Raw genomic sequence first — 20851 nt, 5'->3', positions numbered from 1 at the left:
CTAGAATAGAGGGAAACGTTTATTGTGAATTTCATACAATAAAATGCCAGCCGAAACCGAAGCGTTCAACGAAGAAATCTTGCCAACCATAGGTAGATGAATCTGATAATCACAATGCTTCATCACCAAAGGGGAAATCCCTTTGCCTTCGTTGCCAATGACTAAGACCGTTGGAAAATCATACTGAAGCGAACGATAATCTGAACCATTCATCGCTGTACCAACAATCCAATAGCCTTTTTTCTTTAATACTTCAATCGTTTGACTTAAGTTTGTTACCGAAGCACATTTAACCGTTTGAATGGCACCAACACTCACTTTTGCGACCGTTGCGTTTAAGCCGACCGCTCGATCTTTTTTAAAGATGACACCATCAGCACCAACCGCATCACAAGTTCGCAAAATAGCCCCTAAATTATGTGGATCCACAATTCCATCCAACATGACTAATAAACCCTTTCTTTCCTTAGGAATAGAAGCTACTATTTCATCCACGCTATAGCTTGGATAATCTTGAATTTGGGCAATCACCCCTTGATGATGATTATTTTTCACCAAGGAAGCCATGCGATTTCGATCTAAGATTTCAACTGGGATACGCTTTTTTTGAGCAAGATTGAACAGTAAATCGTCCTTTCTTTGTAAGATTAGTTTCAACACCCTTCCCTCTTCTATACTCTGTTTCACAACGTTTTTCCCGTAAATCCATTCTGCCATATTCTATCTCCTAAAAAGTCCTAACTTTGTCCCAAATTTGTCTTATTCGATTCTCATTTCCCAGTAAATAAAGTGCCCCCAAAATTGCTTCAAAGCCGGTAGACATCCGATATGTTTGAACATCCGTATTCTTAGGCACTGAACCGCCATGATTATTACGACCTAAACGATACCAATCTTCCTCTTCTGCACTAAAGAAACCTTCTTCATGAAGTTGTTCATAAAAACGAGCTTGTGCTTTTGCACTCACATACAAAATACTTTTCTTTTGTAAAATCTTTCCTTGTCCCTGACCTGCCCGCAATAAGCTGTTGCGGACTGCCAAACTCCAAACCGCATCGCCTAAAAAGGCTAATGTGCGCCCTGAATATTGTGATAGATTCACTAGATTAACCCCTTTTCTTGTAGGATTGTTCTATATTGATCAGCCTTGTCAAAATCCTTTTCTTCCTTTGCTTTCATCCAAGATTGATACGTCCATTTATCTTCATCACTAACTTCTACCATTTCTAATTCAATACCTAAAACATCCAGCATCTTTTCCACGCTATTCACGAAAGACATAATCTTGTTATAATCCAATTCTCTTTGGCGAATAGACGCGTTTAATTTTTTTACCGTTTCAAAGATAACCGTATAGGCATTCGGTGTGTTTAAATCATCTTCCATTTGTTCGATAAACTCACTAAATGAACCTTCATCTACAGAAGAATTCCACACCACATCCGCAAACTTCACTTTTAAAGTCGCATGACGAAGCGTATTTAAAATCTTATCCAATTCAGTCTTAGCCGCTTGAATGGTATCATCGGAAAAGTTTAATTCCTTACGATAATGTACTGAGCTAATTAACCAACGAGTTAAGTTTGTTCCTAACTCCTTCGTTACATCCATAGCCCATAAAGTATTTCCCAAAGACTTTGACATCTTTTCACCATCAATATTCACCATCGCATTGTGCATCCAATGGTCTGCTAATTCACGTCCAAACATCGCTCTTTGTTGAGCGGCTTCATTTTCATGATGTGGAAACTTCAAATCCAAACCACCACCATGAATATCAATCGTTTGACCTAAATTCTCATTAATCATGACCACACATTCCGTATGCCAACCAGGACGCCCTTTGCCCCATGGGGAATCCCATTGAATTCCTTTTTCGGTCTTTTTCCATAGGACAAAATCCATCGGGTTTTTCTTTTGCTCATTTTCTGCAATACGATTACCGGCATCTAAATCTTCTAAATTTTGATGTGATAAAGCACCATAATCTGCCACTGAATCCACTGAGAAATACACATCCCCATTCACTTCATAGGCATGACCTTGATCTTGTAATCCCTTAATAAATGCAATAATACTATCCATTGTATGCGTCACTCTCGGACAAATATTCGGTTGTTCAATATTCAATTTTTTACGCAAATCCTCATAAGCCTGAATATAGCGGTTCGCAATTTCAGTTTCGCTAACCCCTTCTTCCATTGCCTTATTGATGATTTTATCATCCACATCTGTGTAATTGGACACATACTTTACCTTCAGACCTCTTGCCTCAAACACTCTTTTCAAAACATCAAACACCACCATTGGTCTTGCATTACCAATATGAGCGTAATTATAAACCGTTGGTCCACAAACATAAAGTGTTACTTCTCCCTCTTTCCTTGGTTTAAATTCTTCTAATTTTAATGTTTTTGTATTATACAATTGCATAACATTTCCTCATTTTTCCTGTCTTATTATACCAAAAGCCATTTAAAAAGGCCGGAAATCCAGCCTTATTCTCCAATATATACGGAGTAAATGGAATCTTCTACCTTTAACCAGTTCTCAAAATCTTTCATCCAAATGTAATCATCCACATCCACAATACCTTGATTTAAAAGCTTAATTAATTCCTCATCCGTATAAGGACCGAGCTTTTCTTTCGCTGAGTGATTTAAATAATACCAAATCTTATCCATTATTTAACCTCCACATTTAGTTCACCGGATTTTGAAATACTTACTTCAGAAGACGGATTGCTTAAGTGATAACCACCCGGAATATCCGCATATTGAATAATTGAACCAAGTAAATAAGAACCTTGAGCTAGACGATACGATTTTCTCCCTACTTCAGCGCCATTTCTTACAAACACAAATGTAATATCAAATTTCTTAACTGTATAAGTGGCTTCTATTATCACCGGTGGACTATCACGATAAACCTCCGGTTGGTTAGAATGTGCTGTAATTTCAATTTTATGCTTTGAATTTTCTGGGATACCTTCGTTATCAATGTGATAGATGGGATCTTTTTGCTTATCCACCAAGATACGACCATCATAAACAATCTTATAGTAATCCGCATGTTCAACCTTATCCCACTTAAATACCCAACCCTCATTCGTTACTTCATTGGTTACATTTTTAGGTGCTTCTAAATTAATCACCTTTTGATTGTAGGTATAGTTAATCGTTGTCACATCACTTTCGGAATACTTATCCGTCTTATCCGATAAAGCAGTGACCGTTACTCTATAAGTTTTACCGGATTCCAGTTTTGTGGCTGGAATACTGGTGCTATTGCTCGCGATATCTTGTTTATCAAACATCGGTTCAGTATCGATTGTAACACGATAACGATCCGCATTTTCCACCGGATCCCAAGTGATATTTACATTAGCCGTCGTTTCTTTGAATTTAATATTTTTCACTTGTCCCAGCTTATTAACCTGTGGTTCAGCTAAAACGGAAGTATTTTCATATTGATTGGAATCATTATTTCCAATACCTGCCATCTTACCATTCTGATCTATACCAACTAAAGTATCCCCATTACCGGCAATAAAACGCATGTTTTGCCAACGAGATAAAGTTGCTTTATCAAAAGAAGCTTTTTCTTCATCCAAGACTGACCATTGAATTTTATTATTTTGACCAATCGCAAAGACACCCTCTTTATGAAGAGCCACATACTTTACATCTGATAAATGACTTGTATTTGGGATTTCTTTCTTTGTTTTAGCGATAACTTGAACAGCGCCATCCTTACGAACAAGTGCAATCATTTGGTCATTAGCACAAATGCTTTGAACACCCCTTATGCCCTTTACCTCTGCACCATCACCAGCCACTAGAACTTGACCATCACTGCGAAGACCAAAGCTAACATTCTTACCGGCATAAATACGCTTAACATTCTTCCATTCCGAAACAGAACACGCATTTTCATTGCCCGAACAAACAACGCTTCCATCTTTTTTTAAAGCTAAGATATGGTCATAGCCGGCAGCCACCATTTGAATAGACCGCATCCTTGAAACATCATCATGACTTTCACTGCTTACTACAGTTCCATCTTTCTTTAAACCAACCACATGATCATCATAATTACTAACTTGAACAATATTTTCAAAAACTGACCTATTATTCAAATTTCCCCGAATTTGAACTGAACCATTATCCGCAATATAAATGGAAAAATGCTTACCTAAGGCCAAACGATTGACATCACTAATTGTTAAATTACTCTTACGATTGAACAAAAAGACAAACACAAGAACTAAAACAACTAAAATCACTGCTGATACAGCACTACCAATCCAAATGACCTTACGACTAATCTTTTTGCGCTTTTCAACTTCTTTCTTGATAGCTTCTTTGCGAGGGCTATCTTGAATGGCTGACATCACTTTTGTTTCACCTAGGTTTTCTCCCGTTTCTAACGGCATTGTATCCGTTAGGATTACTTCAGGTGTCGCCTTTACAAAGCTTGGAATCGTAACACTCTTACTTAAGGTATTTAGTAAATCCTCGCTAATCTCCTTTTTATTATCCATCAACAATTCCACCGGTATATTGAAAAGAATTGCCATTTTTTGAATTTGTGCGAAAGCAGGAAGGCTATTTCCATTTTCCCAATTCATATAGTCTTTCACTGATACATCTAAGCGGCTTGCCATCTCTCCTTGAGCATAGCCTAAAGACTTTCGTAAATCTCTTAATTTATTTGGAAATTTATTAATCATGAAATCCTCCGTACTTATTATTCTATAGGTGATTAGTTTTCAATTCAAGACAAGAAAAAGCCCACCGAAGTGGGCTCTTCATTCAATTACTTAACGTTTGCGAAGTATTTGATTGTTCTTACCATTTGAGATGTGTAAGAGTTTTCGTTATCATACCAAGCTACTGTTTGTACTTCGTATGTTTCATCATCAATCTTCGTTACCATTGTTTGTGTAGCATCGAAAATCGAACCATGTGTTTCATCAATAATATCAGAAGAAACAAGTTCTTCTTCATTGTAACCAAACGAATCAGAAGAAGCAGCCTTCATAGCGGCGTTGATAGCTTCCTTTGTTACATCCTTGCCCTTAACAACGGAGAATAATAATGTTGAAGATCCTGTAGGAACAGGAACACGTTGAGCGGCACCGATTAACTTGCCATTCAATTCAGGAATAACTAAACCGATAGCCTTAGCGGCACCTGTTGAGTTAGGAACGATGTTGCAAGCGGCGGCGCGAGAACGACGCTTATCCCCCTTACGTTGAGGACCATCTAATGTCATTTGGTCACCGGTGTAAGCATGGACAGTACACATAATACCTGTTTGAATTGGATATAAATCATTCAATGTCTTAGCCATAGGAGCTAAGCAGTTTGTTGTACAAGAAGCGGCGGAAATAATCTTATCTTCAGCTGTTAATGTATGCTCATTTACAGAATAAACGATAGTAGGTAAGTCATTTCCGGCAGGAGCTGAAATAACCACCTTCTTAGCACCTGCCTTGATATGAGCAGAAGCCTTTTCCTTGCTTGTGTAGAAACCGGTACATTCTAAGACAACATCAATATCCAATTGACCCCAAGGTAAGTTTGAAGCATCCGCTTCTTTGTAAATGGTGATTTCTTTTCCATCAACAGTAACTGTTCCCTTTTCATCATCCGATGTAATGTCATGGTTCCAATTACCATGAGTGGTATCATGCTTCAACAAATAGGCAAGCATAGAAGGAGTTGTTAAGTCGTTGATAGCAACAACTTCATAACCTTCCGCTACGAACATTTGTCTAAAAGCAAGACGACCGATACGGCCAAAACCGTTAATAGCAACTTTTACGTCTGTCATATGTCTCTTAAAGACCTCCTTTTAGCACTTTAATTGTAGTATCCTGACCATAAACAGTCAATTGCGAAGAACAATGATAGCCCTTTCATTTTAAGCTTTCAGGCAAACTCATTTAAATTTAATGGTCGATTGTCCAAGGCAAAGGCTTCCTTCACTGTTTCTACTTTGTGACCGTATAGCTTTGAAAACAAAACGGGATGATTTAAACGCACCATCGTTGAATCATAAATGACTCTTTCAGCCTTTGGGAAAGCCCCACTCAAATCTTCAGCTTCACTAACTTCTAATACCAAATTCGGATTCTCACGCGCCGCCGCATTCAATAATTTCACCAAACAAGTCGCATCCAAATAAACAACTTCTTCTACCCGTAATTGTTTCTTACCGTCCGGCAATAAAGACGCATAGCCTTGGATTTGGTCTTTACCATCATAATAAGCCACGATTTTACCACCTTGGGCAATAATCTCTTTGCGATACTTCACAAAATAAGCTAAATCACGTGCATAAAAACCATTAAAACGACGAATAAATACCGAATACACCTTCAATAAATCCAGAGCCTTTGGATTATAATTCAAACCGAAAACATTGGTTCGTGGTAAATCCCTTGCTTGCATTTTAAAAGCCGATCGACGATAAATCGTTTCAAAACCATAAGGTTCATATAATCTTGGATCATAAGCTTGAATTAACGTAACCAATTCCGAATGTTCACAAGCATCTAGTGTAATATCCATCAATTGTTTCATATAGCCACGATGCCGATAACTTGGATGTGTACACACACCTAAAATCATCGAGGTTCTTAAAACCTGACCATGTAACACAAGATTATGTGGCGCCCGTATCAAAGAACTAACCACCTTGCCATCCTCAACCACGACGTAACAATGTTCCGCTTGAAACAAATACTTAAAATAATACTCGGTGTATCGAGAATCCTCCTGCTTAAAACAAAGATTCCATAATTGCTTAATTTCTTCCGTTTGTGAAGAAAGAGCTCTTTGAATCATCTTCATCACTCCTTTTTATACGATATTTCTTTATTAAGTATAACGGATGAAGTGACATCTTGGCATAGCGTAAATTGTCTCTTCCTGTATCATCTTCACGATTAAGCAGTTCCACACCTGGATATTCATGCCCCAACCACTCTTTTAATATCATTGGATACAAGCCACGAATCGAGCTATCCGCTTTCTCAATATTCTCCTGTGCCATGCGTTTTGTTAAGAGAGAACCAATCGCAAAAGCCTTCACTTTTCCATCAATTCGAATTAAACCACCCTTATATGGCAAAACATCTACCAAGTGTAAGATTTTCTCTACGCCCATTCTTTCACTTTGCAAAAAATCATCGGGGTCATCCGAACGCCAATTCTCTAAAAATTCCAAACATTCCCCAACATTTTCAGAGTTTATCTTTTCATAAGTCCAACGACCTTCGTACTCCTTCAAAAAGCCATTAATATGATTGCGCTTCTTTTGTAGCTTCTTACCTGAAAAAGTTCTTAATTTATCGGCTTCATACACATAATCCGCCGCCGACCTTTCTTCCACTGCAGATAAATCCGAGAATACCTCTAACACAAAATCCATCACTTCTTTGGTGTAACAACTCAAACAAAAAGGAACACCATAAAAATCAAAGATTTGCCGAGCATCCAATAAAGCCTCTCGCAAATAACCCTCTTCCGCTAAAGGCATATAAACAAATAGTTGCCCTTCATGAATTCCCAATAACAATAGGTAGTGTTCTTCTTCTTTCACAAAGAGAGGATATTCCTTTAACCACAACATCATATTCACAATATTATGATTGGATTCCTCATAGTCACTTTTTTCTAAATAGGTTTGTACCCATTGCCAATCTTTTAAAGAGATTGGCATAAAATCATTTTTAATATTTTCCACTAACATGTTACGTATTTTACCACAATGTTTTAAAAACCGTTTCTCACAAGCTCATGAATTTTCACAAAGCGGTGCTTCATACCCGATTTTGAAATGGGCATACCTGTTTCCCGTTCATACAACAAACATAATTCGACTAAAGAGCTTTCTGGATATTCCTTACGTAAACGAATGACTTCCGCTAGCTTCTTATCGACTGCAACTCCTCTTTGTTCTAAAAGATGAATATCTTCCAGCTGTTTCATCGCCGCATTTTGACTCTTAACCTCATTAGCAACATCCATATTATTCAAACGAGTAATTGAATTACTAAAATCCCTTGATAAACGAATGTTCTCGTAATTCATCACTGCTTCATCCGCTTCTATTAAACGCAAAAAATCAGCTATTTTTTCTGCCGACTTCACATAAACTACCCATTTATTTCTTCTTTGGATGATTTTTGCCTGAATGTAAAACTTATTCATTTGGGCTTGTATAAATTTTGCATGACCTTGACTATTAGCACTAATTTCCAAGTGATAGCTGGATTTCTCCGGATTATTAATAGAACCACAAGCCAAAAAGCAACCAGCTAAATAGGCTCGACTTTGGGAAGAAGAAACGACCATTTTCGCTAAAGGCTTTGCCAATAAACCACGACTGCTCCAAAGCCCTAAATCCTCTAATAAAGGTTTTGCTTGGGCATAGATGCGAAGACCATAAATAATATTCTTCTTCAAATTCATCTTTTTCTTAATGAACAATTCCAGCTCTGATTGATACAATTCTTTAATTAAACGAACAATCAAACGAGCCACCGCCGCATTTTCAGTGGAAACTATCAGTTGAAACCCCCCATTGGATAAAATCAAAGAAGAACACAACTGCAAAAGGGACGATAAACAAGCTCGTCCATCCTTCTCATTCATCTTCTTCGCCGCTACTTCCGCTTTCACTTCTGTCGCAAAGGACATCTATCCCTCTCTTTCTATCACTTCGGCTATCTTTTTCGGATTATGACGAATTAAACCATTATCAAACATAAGTAAAGATTCCATAATCAAACGATACGAATGATTCGACTCTGATACATGTACCGGATAACTACCATTTTTTTCATAAGTATCCAATATCTTTTGTGGGATAGTATCACTTGTTCCAATGACCACATCCACTTTAGCTCCATGATCGAATAGGGCTTGCACATGGTCTTCTAAACAATAACCGTCGGTTTCTCCCGGTTGACTCATCGCATTACAGATATATATTTTTTTTGCTTTGGTATTCTTCAAAGCTTCTCTTACCTTCGGAATAATCACATTTGGTAAAATGCTGGTATACACAGAACCAATTCCATAAATCACCACATCTGCTTTCATAATCGCATCAATGGCTTGTGGCGTTGCCTGCACATTTCTCTCATAAAACACTTCAACAATATGGTTATCCAAGGTAGGAATATTCGCTTCCCCTTTCACAACCACACCATCTTCCATTCTTGCGAACAAAGAAATCACTTCAGTTGTGGCAGGAATAATTTTACCTTGCACATTCAAGACTTCCGTGACTTGTTGAATGGCATCTAAAAAGTTACCGCTTTGTTGCGTTAGGGCAGTCAAAATTAAATTTCCAAGGTTATGACCGGCAATATCCACTTCTGTTCCATCCGGATCTTCAAACCGATATTCCATTAAAACCCGCATCAAAGATTCACTCTTTGACATCGCAATCATGACGTTACGAATATCACCCATGGCCGGAATATGAAACTTCTTGCGCAAACGACCGGTGCTGCCGCCATCATCCGCTACGGTCACAATCGCTGTTAATTCCACCTTGTCTAATTCCTTTAACCCACGACAAATCGTTGCTTGACCATGTCCACCACCAATAACCACTATTTTCTTCTTATTCATGGAACCATTCCTTTTCATCACGGTGTTCTTTGTAACAATGGTATTTCTCTTTGTAGACATCAAATAAGTAATTAGTGATAGTGACAGAACGATGCTGACCGCCCGTACAACCAATACCTACGGTCAAATGATTCTTTCCTTCCTCACGGTATTTTCCAAATACATAATCACAATAGGTCATTAAATATTGTAAAAATTCTTTCGTTTCTTCCTTCTCCATTACATACGTATAAACATTTTCATCATTACCGCTAAACCCACGTAAAGAGACCTCCCAGAAAGGATTTGGTAGGAAACGCACATCAAAGACCAAATCTGCATCCATTGGTAAACCATACTTATAACCAAAGGAAATAAAAGAGATTGAAAAGCCTTGTTTCTTAGAAGTTAAAAAATATTTTTCTAATTTTGCCCTTAATTCCTTTTCAGTTGTAAAGGAAGTATCCATTGTAATGACATCTGGGCTTCGATATTGTTGAAAGGTTTGGCGTTCCATAGAAATTGCTTCTTCCAACGTGTTCGCACTATTCGATAACAACAATGGATGAATACGTCTTGTGCTTTTATAGCGCTTTAATAGGATGGAATCTTGAGCATCTAAAAAGAGAATTTGTAAACGAATGTCCGCTCCACGAAAAAGACGTAAAAAGGTTGGGAAATCTTGGGCTGTCGTGCTTAAAGCCACTTTTTCATAACGGGGATCAATACTGGATTCAATCATATCCACCAAAAAACTCATGAGCTGTACAGGGTAGTTATCAATAATATGGTAGCCCATATCTTCTAAAATGCGTGTCACTGAACTTTTACCCGCTCCACTCATTCCACTGACTAAAATCACTGATTTATTTTTCATGTCCCATCCTTTCCAAAAAAAGCCTAAAAAGGCTTTTTACATTTTGTCATAAGTCCAAGCGTGATTAGCCTTTAAAACGTCTTTCAATTCATCCAATTGATGAATAATCACATTTGGTTTTTCTTTCTTTAACTGTGCTAACTTTCTTTGCTCGGTATTAAAACCAACCGCAAAAACACCGGCTTTCTTAGCGGCTTGAATATCAGTCACATTATCACCAATATAAATCGCATTGGAACTACTAACCTTCAATCTCTGACAAGCAAAGAAAATACCTTCCGGCGACGGCTTTGGATGTTTTACTTGATCGCGACCAACCACCACTGAAAAACAATGGTCTAAATGAAGTTGCTTCAACCAAGATTCACAACTCTCTGTCAAGCGTGAAGAAACCAAGCCGATGGTATATCCCTGTTGCCAAAGGTATTCCAATGTTTCCTGTGTTTCCGGGAATAAAGAAACTTCCTTTGACCAAGAAAATGATCGCTGATATTGACGATATTCTTGCACCAAGACATTCGCATCTTGATTTGGGAAAAACTTTTCGATTTCTTCCTTCAAAGAAGCCCCAAAGACCTCTTCTTGTCTCTCCATAGTGAAGTTTTTCAAGCTACTATATTTCTTAAACAAGTAAGCATAACAGTACAACACCATTCGCCGACTATCCATAATCGTTCCATCTAAGTCAAACAATAAAATTGGTTTATCCACTTTGCGTTGATACACCCAATACAACAAACAAAGACCAAGTGCTTCTGTTATTACTTCTAAAATAAATTGTGACTTCAAATTTGGATCCCATTTAAATACCGTTGTTATAAGGGTACTTAAACCAAGCCAAATAAATGTTAACGCAAAGGCTTGTCCACGTTTAAAGCCATGGCGATAAGGGCGGAATAAATACCAAATCATAAAGGCGCCCACCGTATCTAAGAAAATCGCAAACCAAACACTATTTCTTTCCAAAGCACGAGCCATACGAATTATCGCACTAGCTCCTAAGTACAATGGTGCCACAAAATCTAATATCTGTAACGCTGATAAGTGTCTTTCTTTAGCATGAAGACTAATGAATATCGTTGCCCCAAATAGCCCCCCAACAATAGAGAAACCACCATCATTTAAAGCAAAAATATACGGCAAATACTTTAAATAATTATTTAAATTTTCAAGCACCCAAAAAACACGGGAAATTAAGATGGCACCTAAAATTGTAACAGCAATAATTTCCACATTGAGCTCACGCCGAATTCCTTTTTTCTTCGCCTCCTGATAGGAAAGCCAAGCCACAAAGGAAGTACCAATCAAAAAACTAAGCGCATAAAAAGGTAGTGAAAAACTTCCTAGGCTCAATAGAGTTGTCGAATCAGGGAACAGTTCCATTACACTTCCTCCTTGCCTGCTAATCGCATAAATCTTTCTTCAATAATTTTGGCACCAGCATTACCGGTGCGCACCAGCATAAAATGTTTCACAGCTGTTTCCACAAGCACTGCCAAACTGCGACCGGCACTGATTGGTAATGTTAGCTTTGGAACGGAAACACCTAAAATTTCCATGTGTTCCAAATCTTCACCGCCAATGCGGTCGTATTCCTTTTGATTATCAAAAGGCACTAAATCAATGACCAAATCAATTTTAGATCGATGACGAATGGCAGAAACACCAAACATCTTCTCAACATCGATAATACCAATACCACGAATTTCTAATAAGCCCATCAATAATTCCGGTGTTCTTCCATACAAATCATTATGAACATACGAAATGTCCACACGATCATCCGCCACTAAAATATGACCATGGTGAATAAGTTCTAAAGCCGTTTCCGACTTACCCATACCACTGGCTCCGGTGATTAAAACACCAACTCCATCCACCGAAACCAAAACGCCATGTCTTGTGTCTTCTTCCGCCAATTTCTCATCTAAAAAAGAAACTAATTCAGCGGTAACTTGTTTGGTTTCTAAAGGCGTGCTTAGAACAGGAAAGTTCAACTCTTTCGCTATCGCTATCATAACTTCCGGAATAGGATTATTCTGGGTTACGATAATAGCAGTGCTATAATAGTCCAACAACTGGCGAAAACGTGTTTCTTGCAGCTGGATGGACATACTGTTAATATACCGAATTTCTTTATTGCCAATTAAGACCAAGCGTGAAGGAACCGAATCACCAAACTCACCCATCAACTCAAAACCGGGACGGTTGATATCGTTATCCTTAGTGAAATTCTGTAAAGAATGTTCATCCCCTGTTACTTGGACAAAATGGAAGAAATTGACTATTTCTTGTATTGTGACGATTTTTTTATTGGGCATACAAACTCCTAAGCAGTATTATAACATTGTCTTACCAGAATAAAAACCAAGTTGCCATCTAGTGACAAAAGAGCCTTTTTCTTCAAAGACTCTTTGTTTATTCATGATTTTTTGTCCATTCCATGACCTTCTTTAAGTATTTCCCCGTCCAGCTTTCTTTCACTTCACAAATCTTTTCAGGACTACCTTGTGCCACGATGGTTCCCCCTTGGTCGCCACCCTCCGGACCAAGGTCAATAATCCAATCCGCATTCTTAATCACATCTAAATTATGTTCAATAACGATAACCGTATCCCCATTATCCACAATTCTTTGTAAAACAGAGATTAGACGATTAACATCGTCTGTATGTAAGCCTGTTGTTGGTTCATCTAAGATATAAACCGTTTTGCCGGTTGGACGCTTTTGTAGCTCAGAGGCTAGTTTAACACGCTGGGCTTCACCACCGGATAGAGTAGTTGAAGATTGTCCTAATTTCAAATAGCCTAAACCAACATCCTGTAAAGTTTGTAGCTTATTCTTAATTCTTGGATGATTTTCAAAGAATTGTAGTGCTTCTTCTACCGACATTTCTAAAACATCATAGATGTTTTTTCCTTTGTATGTACACTGTAAAGTTTCTTCATTGTATCGTTTTCCCCCACATACCTCACAAGGAACTGTTACATCCGGTAAGAAATTCATGGAAATAATCTTAACTCCATCCCCTTGGCAATGTTCACAACGCCCCCCTTTTACATTAAAAGAGAAACGACCCCGATCATAGCCACGCATTCTCGCTTCTGGTGTTTTTGAAAAAACATCACGAATTTCATCGAAGACAGCGGTGTAGGTGGCAGGATTGGATCTTGGTGTACGACCAATTGGATTTTGATCAATTTGTACCAATTTATCCACATTTTCTAAACCTTTGATGGATGTAAAAGCACCTGGGTGAACTTTTGTACGACCTAAATTTTTTAAGACCGCTTTTACTAAAACTTCATTGACTAAAGTACTCTTACCACTACCGGAAACACCTGTTACTAGAACCAATTCACCTAATGGGAATTTCACGTTGATTTTCTTCAAATTGTGCTCACTGGCAGCTTTGATTTCAATAAAGGTTTTATTACCTTTACGTCGTTTCTTTGGCATTGGCACAATCTTTTTCCCACTTAAATACTGACCCGTGATGGAGTTTGGATTGTTCTTTACATCTTCCGGCTTACCATTCGCCATCACTTGTCCCCCATGAACACCAGCCCCCGGACCAATATCCACAAGCCAATCTGCCTCATTCATCGTTTCCTCATCGTGTTCAACGATAATAAGCGAATTACCTAAATCCCGCATTTTCTTTAAAGTCGCAATCAAACGTTGATTATCTCTTTGGTGCAAGCCAATCGATGGTTCATCCAACACATACAATACACCACTCAATTGTGAACCAATCTGCGTTGCTAGACGAATACGCTGTGCTTCACCACCTGATAAAGTACCGGCCAAACGATCTAAGGTTAAATAATCCAAACCAACATTTTTTAAGAAAGATAAACGAGCCGATATCTCTTTTAACACCAGTTCGGCAATGGTTTTCGCTTCTTTATCTAGTTTTAAGCTTTCTAACCACGTTAACGCCTTAACAACTGATTGAGCTGTGAATTCATAAATGTTTTTATCACCAACTAATACCGATAAAGCTTCTTGATTCAATCGTTTTCCATGACACTTAGGACAAGGACTCTCTACCATAAAACTATGATACCATTCTTTACTCATGGAAGAAGTCGTTTCCACATAACGACGCTCAATCATCGTTTTCACTCCTTCAATATATTCGTTTCTGGTATAACTTCTACCGGAAGAAGAAGTTATTTTATAGGGGATTGGTTTATCTGAACCATATAAAATCGCATTCATCTGTTTCTCAGTGAATTGTTCAATTGGTGTATCTATATCTATCTTATAAGCCTTTAATAACGTCGCAAAAGTCTGCCATTCAATGTTATCCGTACCAACAATATTCTTATAATAACGAATACCACCTTCACGAATGGTTTTATGACAATCTGGAATTAAGTTATCCACATCCACTTCCTCTGTAATTCCCAAACCATGACACATATCACAAGCCCCTAAAGGCGCATTAAAAGAAAATAGGCGTGGTTCTAAATTTGGAACTGTAAAATCACATAAAGGACAAGCAAAATGAGAAGAAAAGGACAACTCTTCACTACCATTCAAAACCAAAGCATGCCCATCGGCTAAACCCAAAGCCGTTTCTAAGGAATCATGAATACGTGAACGAACCTCTTCTTTTTTAACCACTCTATCCACTACCACATCAATATCATGGCGTTTATTCTTTTCCAATTCTTTTATTTCTTCTAACAAAAAGATGGAACCATCCACACGAGCACGAATATACCCGGCTTTCAACCAATTTTGAAATTCCTCTTTAAACGTTCCTTTTTTATTACGAGCCACCGGTGCTAATACACTCAACCGACTACCATCTTCTAATTTCATCACCTGATGAACCATCTCTGTAATGGTTTGACCGGTAATCGCAATATGGTGTTTTGGACAATAAGGAACTCCCACACGAGCGTATAAAAGACGCAAATAATCGTATATTTCCGTTACAGTACCTACCGTTGAACGAGGGTTATTGGAAGTTGTTTTTTGATCGATGGAAATGGCCGGGCTTAAGCCTTCAATTAATTCCACATTTGGTTTTTCTACCCCACCTAAGAATTGTCTGGCATAAGCAGAAAGTGACTCAACATAACGACGCTGTCCTTCGGCGTAAATCGTATCGAAAGCCAAACTGGTTTTCCCCGATCCCGATAAGCCCGTCATGACAACCATTTTATTTCTAGGAATTTCCAAGCTAATATTCTTTAAATTATTTTCCTTTGCGCCTTTAATTACAATTCTATCGTTATTCATGTTTCTTTACCTCTTCTTGTAAATCAGCTAAGAATTGCCAAGCTTGTTTCGGACTTAAATCATCCATATCCACGTTGTTTAGACAATCCTTCAGCTTAGAAATGGTTGAATCTTCCTTCTTCATTTCCACAAACTGAAAACTAGCTTGTTGAAGATGGTCGGTATTTTCTAAGTCTTTTTGAATATCTTTCGCTCTTTCTAAAACCGATTCCGGTAACCCGGCCAAGCGTGCCACATTAATTCCATAAGAATGCCCGGCCGCTCCTTTTTCCACTTTATATAAGAATGTTACATCTTTATCTTTTTGTTTCACAGACACGTGTTCGTTGATGACACAATCCAAATAATTTTCCATTTCGGTTAATTCGTGATAATGAGTGCTGAACATCGTTTTTGCTTTAACCACATGAGCAATGTATTCCATCATGGCTTGAGCTAAAGCCATACCATCATACGTGGAAGTACCACGCCCTATTTCATCAAATAAAATCAAAGAATGAGAAGTAGCTTCTTGCAAAGCCTGATTCGCTTCTTTCATTTCCACCATAAAGGTTGAATGACCGCTTAAAATATCATCACTTGCTCCAATGCGGGTAAAGATTTTATCAAAAATAGGCATCCGACATTTCTTTGCCGGGACATAACAACCAATCTGCGCCAATAAAACAATCAAAGCCACTTGACGCATATAGGTACTTTTACCACCCATATTTGGCCCTGTGATTAAATCTAAGTACTTTTCAGCATCTAGGTGAATAGCATTGGCAACATACCTTGGATGCTTCATTTGAGCATCTAAAATTGGATGCTTTCCATCAACAATATCCAAGACAAGCTCATCAAATATCGGACGTACATACTGATGCTTCTGACTCATCTCAGCCAAATTCGCATAGACATCAATTTGCGCTAAGGCACGGGCTAATACTTGTAATGACCACAGCTTATTCTTAATAGCGTTCATTAACTCTTGAAAGAGTTTCTTTTCTAATTCTACTGCTCTTTCTGCCGCATGTAAGATACGATCCTCTTCCACCTTTAATTCCCGGGAAATAAAGCGCTCATTATTGGTTAAGGTCTGTTTGCGTGTGTAGCCCCATTCTTCTTTTACTGATTGCGCCGCCGCTTTTGAAATTTCAATATAATAACCAAAGACCTTATTATACGCAATCTTTAGTGTCTTAATTCCCGTTCTTTCTCTTTCCTTGGCTTCTAAATTCATAATGAAATCCTGACCGTTTTTTTGAATAGAACGAGCTTCATCCAATTCCGCATTATACCCGTCTTTAAATAATCCACCATTAGACAACAGCAATGGCGGATTTTCCACTAAAGCCATATCAATTTCTTTATATAAATCCGGCAGGGCATCTAGTCTTTGAATTTCCGGGAATAATGCTTCCGGTAAACGGTCTAGAACAGCCGGTACTTCAGCCAAAGTTTTCCCTAAGCGTTGTACATCTACTGCATTAGCTGAACCAATGGCACAACGGGTGATAATTCTTTCTAAATCATAGATACGACTTAAACTATCGCGAATAAAAGAACGATCCATAAAATTTTCTATCATCCAGCCAACTTTATCTAAACGATTTTCAATCTTCTCTTTCTGAATAAGAGGTCTCTCAATCCACTTCTTCAATTCTCTTGAACCCATAGCACTGGTACAATGGTCTAAAAAAGACCAAAGAGTTACTGCCTTGGCACTTTGACGAAGTGGTTGCACCAATTCCAAATTTAAGCGTGTTGAAAAATCCATGTATAAGGCATCTTCTTCTTTTTCTAAACTCGGTTGACGTAAATGAGTAAGAGTTTGTTTCTGGGTATTTTGAAGATAATTTAACATTCTTCCATAGGCTTTTAATAGTGCTTCTTTTTTAATATCAATGGTTAAGGAATTATAACTGGAATCAATCTTGGTTTCTTCACTAATGGAAATTAAAATCCCCTGTTCTTGAATTTGTTTCTGAAGCTTTTTATCAAAGTTAGAAGAAACCACACACTCACGAACATCTGCTTTTAAAAGACTTTGTATCAAATGAAGATTTTGATGATTGATTTCTTGTAAATAGTTTTCTCCCGTACTCATTTCCACAATGGCTATACTATAGCCATAAACCATATCTTCAATCGCCGCTAAATACACACTTTGTCGATCATCTTGTATTTCATCCACCATCGTTCCTGGAGTGATAATACGAACAACATCTCTTTCCACCAATCCTTGACTTTCCTTTGGATCAGTGAGTTGTTCGCAAATCGCTACTTTATAGCCTTTGTTCACAAGCCTTGGAATATAAGCGTTGACAGCATGAAAAGGAACACCACACATGGGAACTCTTTCCTCCACGCCGGCCGATTTTCCGGTTAATACTAAATCTAATTCTTTAGAGGCTGTTAAAGCATCTTCAAAAAACATTTCGTAAAAGTCACCCACGCGATAAAACAATAATGTATCGGGATAATTCTTCTTAACACTAAGGTACTGTTCCATCATGGGTGTATATTTTTCTGCCATACCGCCTCCTAAACTTCGTTTATTATAGCATTAAAAATAAGGGATATTTCTCCCCTTACTTTTTCACTTAACCTCTGTTCATTACATTTCAATTTCTTAAAGGCACAAACGTTCTCTTGGCTAGCCTTCCTTGTTTATCTTTAATTAAGAGAAGCTTTCAAAGATGACGATACACCTCTCAATAAGCCCGAAGCTATCTCAATTTTCATACTAATTAAAATCAGCTTTTCATTTTCCTAAGCCTCTGGTTGACTCCTTATTTCCTTTAATATATCCATTCTTAAGATCGTTGAACATGCCCCAAATGAAAGCTCTTCTCCATAAGAACTATGACACACTTTCATACACCCGGTATTTCTTAACAAAGACATATCCAACAAACCAGAATCATACAAGCGAACCGTTAAACTATGAATATTTGAATCTAACTGCCGGATATTCGAAACCCCACCCAAAGCCATAAGAACATCATGAACCATTCTCTTTCGCTTTCCCGAAAAGAAAATATCCAAAGCCATATGTTTGAAATAAAAGCGAGTTGCTAAAATATACAAAATCGAAAAACCAACACCAATGACTAAAATCCAAATCAAACTTTGATAAAGAAATGGTTTGCTAAAGTAATATAAATATTCGGTTAATGTGCCCGGCATTGAAATAATGGTATTAGCCTCATTCGTAAGATAGCCTAAACGAATTTGCGTTATCTGCAATACCCCATATAATAAACCATTCATACCAACATAGAAGATAAATAATAGTGGACTTAAGAACAATAATACCAACTGAATTGGCAATGAAATACCGGCCAGCCAAGAAGTCATGGTTAATACAAGATAAACTTTAATCATCTTCTTACGCTTCACTCGATTGGTTTCTAAAGAAAAGAGTGTCCAAATCAAACTAGGAATGATGATTAGGTTCAGCACATAAAAAGGAGTAAAGAAATGACCGGCTAAGGCAGTGGTTTGATCCACACTCATTTGTGCTGTCCAAATATACGCATCACCTTTAATCACTCCACCGGCTAAATTCACCCAACTACCACCATTCAAGCCGTACCAAAAAGGCTGACGAATCAAAGCCCCAAGATGAACTGTCTGTAAAACCCTATCCAAAAATCCATACAAACTCATTCGGAAAGGATTATTCGTATCCACTGCTATATACGTATTCACATGTTCCATTTCCTTAACCAAAAAAGGCCAAATAAAACCAACACCAACACCAATCACTGAAAATAATATTGCCATCTTTAATAATGACTTCATATCTACACCAATTATATTTGTTCTTTCGGTTCTTTGTATAAAAGAATAAACAGCCATTACCAACAAAACCCCAATTAAACCCGTTTGTAGAGGATAGCGCAAACTGGAACTCGTTATCGTTAAGCGGTGAATATCAAACAAATTCGCATAAGCATAATTCGGCAATGAAAAAGAAGGGGCTACCAAAGTTCCAACAATATAACTAATATAAGAAACGGTTACCTCGATTCCATCTCCCTTTTTATACGCAAATGCCAATAATACAATAAAAGGGAAATTCACCAGCACAAAACGTGCTATCTGCATCAATAACGTTCCTAAGGCAAAAATATATTCACTTTGAAATAAAACATTGATGCCATAATAAGAATTCATCAAAACATTTGATAAACCAGATAAAAGAAGAGACAAAAGTAATGCTTCTAATGGTACTTTTAGAACATCATAAATAGAATACCAAGCTTTCATTTTCCCTCCTAACTAAAATAATGATTGTAAATTATCCAAAGGATTTAACCAGTTCGTTCTTAAAACACGAACTTTCTTTTCTTTGGAATAACGTACTTCAATATCATGAATTCCTTTTAAAGAAACCACTTTCGAGTCTGCTCCCAAAACGGCATCTTCAAAATCTTTCGATTGAAAACGAAGCACTGTATTCCACGGGAAAACGATGGGGACGTTTAAGGACTGGTATTTCTGATTATGAATACCGGCAATTTCCACCATCTGCATCGCTTCTACACCATTCGCAATAACCGCTCCACCTAAAGAACGATTATAGGCAGTTGAACCAACTTGTGTACTAATACACACACCTGAACTTCTTAAATTCTCAAAGAAATGACCGTTTACCAACACATCTGTAATTTGCGTATGCATGACATTTTCAATACGTATTTCATTAACACCATAAATCACTTCATCGTTGATTTTTGTTTCTAACAAAGGAAGAATTTGCTCGTAATAATCACCCTCTAAAGCCTCTAAATATGCATAAAAGTCTTCTCGGTTATATTGCGCAAAAAAACCCAAGGTTCCCGTTTGAATGGGATAATACAAAGGTTGCACATCCACATACTCATGAGCCGCATGGATAAAAGCACCATCACCGCCAATCACAAAAACCAATTCCGGTTGGATTAAATCCTCTTGCCAACCTTTTTTAAGCATATGGTTTTGAATATCTTCTTTTAACTGCATCGATACTCCATCCGGACGAACAATGCAGACAAATTTGTTCATTTTCTTCATAAGGATAGTATACCAAGTTTCTCACTGGAATACTAAAAAACCA

17 protein-coding genes are annotated in these 20851 nt (G+C 37.7%); all 17 read right to left on the bottom strand.

Annotation, left to right across the window (positions count from 1 at the left end; genetic code table 11):
- Positions 1 to 717 (bottom strand): 23S rRNA (guanosine(2251)-2'-O)-methyltransferase RlmB, encoded by a 717-nt coding sequence (gene rlmB, locus JOS54_RS00285; protein WP_203245085.1) that lies wholly within the window; start codon positions 715 to 717, stop codon positions 1 to 3.
- A gap of 10 nt (positions 718 to 727) precedes the next feature.
- Positions 728 to 1102: a Mini-ribonuclease 3 gene (locus tag JOS54_RS00280; RefSeq protein ID WP_203245084.1), complete on the bottom strand. Its 375-nt coding sequence runs from the start codon at positions 1100 to 1102 to the stop codon at positions 728 to 730.
- Positions 1102 to 2433 (bottom strand): cysteine--tRNA ligase, encoded by a 1332-nt coding sequence (cysS, locus tag JOS54_RS00275; protein WP_203245083.1) that lies wholly within the window; start codon positions 2431 to 2433, stop codon positions 1102 to 1104. The genes JOS54_RS00280 and cysS overlap by 1 nt, the downstream gene beginning before the upstream one ends.
- 65 nt (positions 2434 to 2498) lie before the next feature.
- Complete coding sequence (locus tag JOS54_RS00270) at positions 2499 to 2684, bottom strand: DUF4339 domain-containing protein (RefSeq protein ID WP_203245082.1); 186 nt, start codon at positions 2682 to 2684, stop codon at positions 2499 to 2501.
- Positions 2684 to 4732, bottom strand: coding sequence for a helix-turn-helix domain-containing protein (locus JOS54_RS00265; protein WP_203245081.1), 2049 nt, complete (start codon positions 4730 to 4732; stop codon positions 2684 to 2686). The genes JOS54_RS00270 and JOS54_RS00265 overlap by 1 nt, the downstream gene beginning before the upstream one ends.
- Positions 4733 to 4818: 86 nt before the next feature.
- The gene (gene gap / locus JOS54_RS00260) at positions 4819 to 5838 is read right to left on the bottom strand and encodes a type I glyceraldehyde-3-phosphate dehydrogenase (RefSeq protein ID WP_203245080.1); all 1020 of its coding nucleotides are present in this window, start codon (positions 5836 to 5838) and stop codon (positions 4819 to 4821) included.
- A gap of 98 nt (positions 5839 to 5936) precedes the next feature.
- Entirely contained in the window at positions 5937 to 6854 is a 918-nt protein-coding gene (locus tag JOS54_RS00255; protein ID WP_203245079.1) for a GNAT family N-acetyltransferase, read from the bottom strand.
- Positions 6814 to 7761, bottom strand: coding sequence for a DUF2156 domain-containing protein (locus JOS54_RS00250; RefSeq protein WP_203245078.1), 948 nt, complete (start codon positions 7759 to 7761; stop codon positions 6814 to 6816). Before JOS54_RS00250 ends, JOS54_RS00255 begins: the two co-directional genes overlap by 41 nt.
- A 23-nt stretch (positions 7762 to 7784) precedes the next feature.
- Positions 7785 to 8711 (bottom strand): DNA-binding protein WhiA, encoded by a 927-nt coding sequence (gene whiA / locus JOS54_RS00245; RefSeq protein ID WP_203245077.1) that lies wholly within the window; start codon positions 8709 to 8711, stop codon positions 7785 to 7787.
- Positions 8712 to 9653, bottom strand: a complete 942-nt coding sequence (gene yvcK / locus JOS54_RS00240; RefSeq protein ID WP_203245076.1) for a uridine diphosphate-N-acetylglucosamine-binding protein YvcK — start codon at positions 9651 to 9653, stop codon at positions 8712 to 8714.
- Positions 9646 to 10509: an RNase adapter RapZ gene (rapZ, locus tag JOS54_RS00235; RefSeq protein ID WP_203245075.1), complete on the bottom strand. Its 864-nt coding sequence runs from the start codon at positions 10507 to 10509 to the stop codon at positions 9646 to 9648. The genes yvcK and rapZ overlap by 8 nt, the downstream gene beginning before the upstream one ends.
- A gap of 36 nt (positions 10510 to 10545) precedes the next feature.
- Positions 10546 to 11892 (bottom strand): prolipoprotein diacylglyceryl transferase family protein, encoded by a 1347-nt coding sequence (locus JOS54_RS00230; RefSeq protein ID WP_203245074.1) that lies wholly within the window; start codon positions 11890 to 11892, stop codon positions 10546 to 10548.
- Complete coding sequence (hprK, locus tag JOS54_RS00225; RefSeq protein WP_203245073.1) at positions 11892 to 12830, bottom strand: HPr(Ser) kinase/phosphatase; 939 nt, start codon at positions 12828 to 12830, stop codon at positions 11892 to 11894. The genes JOS54_RS00230 and hprK overlap by 1 nt, the downstream gene beginning before the upstream one ends.
- Positions 12831 to 12927: 97 nt before the next feature.
- Complete coding sequence (gene uvrA, locus JOS54_RS00220) at positions 12928 to 15765, bottom strand: excinuclease ABC subunit UvrA (RefSeq protein ID WP_203245072.1); 2838 nt, start codon at positions 15763 to 15765, stop codon at positions 12928 to 12930.
- Positions 15758 to 18283, bottom strand: a complete 2526-nt coding sequence (mutS, locus tag JOS54_RS00215; RefSeq protein WP_203245071.1) for a DNA mismatch repair protein MutS — start codon at positions 18281 to 18283, stop codon at positions 15758 to 15760. The genes uvrA and mutS overlap by 8 nt, the downstream gene beginning before the upstream one ends.
- 236 nt (positions 18284 to 18519) lie before the next feature.
- Positions 18520 to 20022 (bottom strand): hypothetical protein, encoded by a 1503-nt coding sequence (locus tag JOS54_RS00210; RefSeq protein ID WP_203245070.1) that lies wholly within the window; start codon positions 20020 to 20022, stop codon positions 18520 to 18522.
- 12 nt (positions 20023 to 20034) lie between these two features.
- Entirely contained in the window at positions 20035 to 20808 is a 774-nt protein-coding gene (locus tag JOS54_RS00205; protein ID WP_203245069.1) for an NAD(+)/NADH kinase, read from the bottom strand.
- Between the last annotated feature and the right edge of the window lie 43 nt (positions 20809 to 20851).

It is taken from the genome of Bulleidia sp. zg-1006 (assembly GCF_016812035.1).
Taxonomy (GTDB): domain Bacteria; phylum Bacillota_I; class Bacilli_A; order Erysipelotrichales; family Erysipelotrichaceae; genus Bulleidia.
This window is presented reverse-complemented; position numbering and strand designations above follow the sequence as displayed.

Excerpts from the sequence above, each read along its gene's own strand:
- rlmB (WP_203245085.1), bottom strand. The coding sequence starts at position 717 with ATGGCAGAATGGATTTACGGGAAAAACGTTGTGAAACAGAGTATAGAA.
- cysS (WP_203245083.1), bottom strand. The coding sequence starts at position 2,433 with ATGCAATTGTATAATACAAAAACATTAAAATTAGAAGAATTTAAACCA.
- JOS54_RS00270 (WP_203245082.1), bottom strand. The coding sequence starts at position 2,684 with ATGGATAAGATTTGGTATTATTTAAATCACTCAGCGAAAGAAAAGCTC.
- JOS54_RS00265 (WP_203245081.1), bottom strand. The coding sequence starts at position 4,732 with ATGATTAATAAATTTCCAAATAAATTAAGAGATTTACGAAAGTCTTTA.
- gap (WP_203245080.1), bottom strand. The coding sequence starts at position 5,838 with ATGACAGACGTAAAAGTTGCTATTAACGGTTTTGGCCGTATCGGTCGT.
- JOS54_RS00255 (WP_203245079.1), bottom strand. The coding sequence starts at position 6,854 with ATGATTCAAAGAGCTCTTTCTTCACAAACGGAAGAAATTAAGCAATTA.
- JOS54_RS00250 (WP_203245078.1), bottom strand. The coding sequence starts at position 7,761 with ATGTTAGTGGAAAATATTAAAAATGATTTTATGCCAATCTCTTTAAAA.
- whiA (WP_203245077.1), bottom strand. The coding sequence starts at position 8,711 with ATGTCCTTTGCGACAGAAGTGAAAGCGGAAGTAGCGGCGAAGAAGATG.
- yvcK (WP_203245076.1), bottom strand. The coding sequence starts at position 9,653 with ATGAATAAGAAGAAAATAGTGGTTATTGGTGGTGGACATGGTCAAGCA.
- rapZ (WP_203245075.1), bottom strand. The coding sequence starts at position 10,509 with ATGAAAAATAAATCAGTGATTTTAGTCAGTGGAATGAGTGGAGCGGGT.
- JOS54_RS00230 (WP_203245074.1), bottom strand. The coding sequence starts at position 11,892 with ATGGAACTGTTCCCTGATTCGACAACTCTATTGAGCCTAGGAAGTTTT.
- hprK (WP_203245073.1), bottom strand. The coding sequence starts at position 12,830 with ATGCCCAATAAAAAAATCGTCACAATACAAGAAATAGTCAATTTCTTC.
- uvrA (WP_203245072.1), bottom strand. The coding sequence starts at position 15,765 with ATGAATAACGATAGAATTGTAATTAAAGGCGCAAAGGAAAATAATTTA.
- mutS (WP_203245071.1), bottom strand. The coding sequence starts at position 18,283 with ATGGCAGAAAAATATACACCCATGATGGAACAGTACCTTAGTGTTAAG.
- JOS54_RS00210 (WP_203245070.1), bottom strand. The coding sequence starts at position 20,022 with ATGAAAGCTTGGTATTCTATTTATGATGTTCTAAAAGTACCATTAGAA.
- JOS54_RS00205 (WP_203245069.1), bottom strand. The coding sequence starts at position 20,808 with ATGAAGAAAATGAACAAATTTGTCTGCATTGTTCGTCCGGATGGAGTA.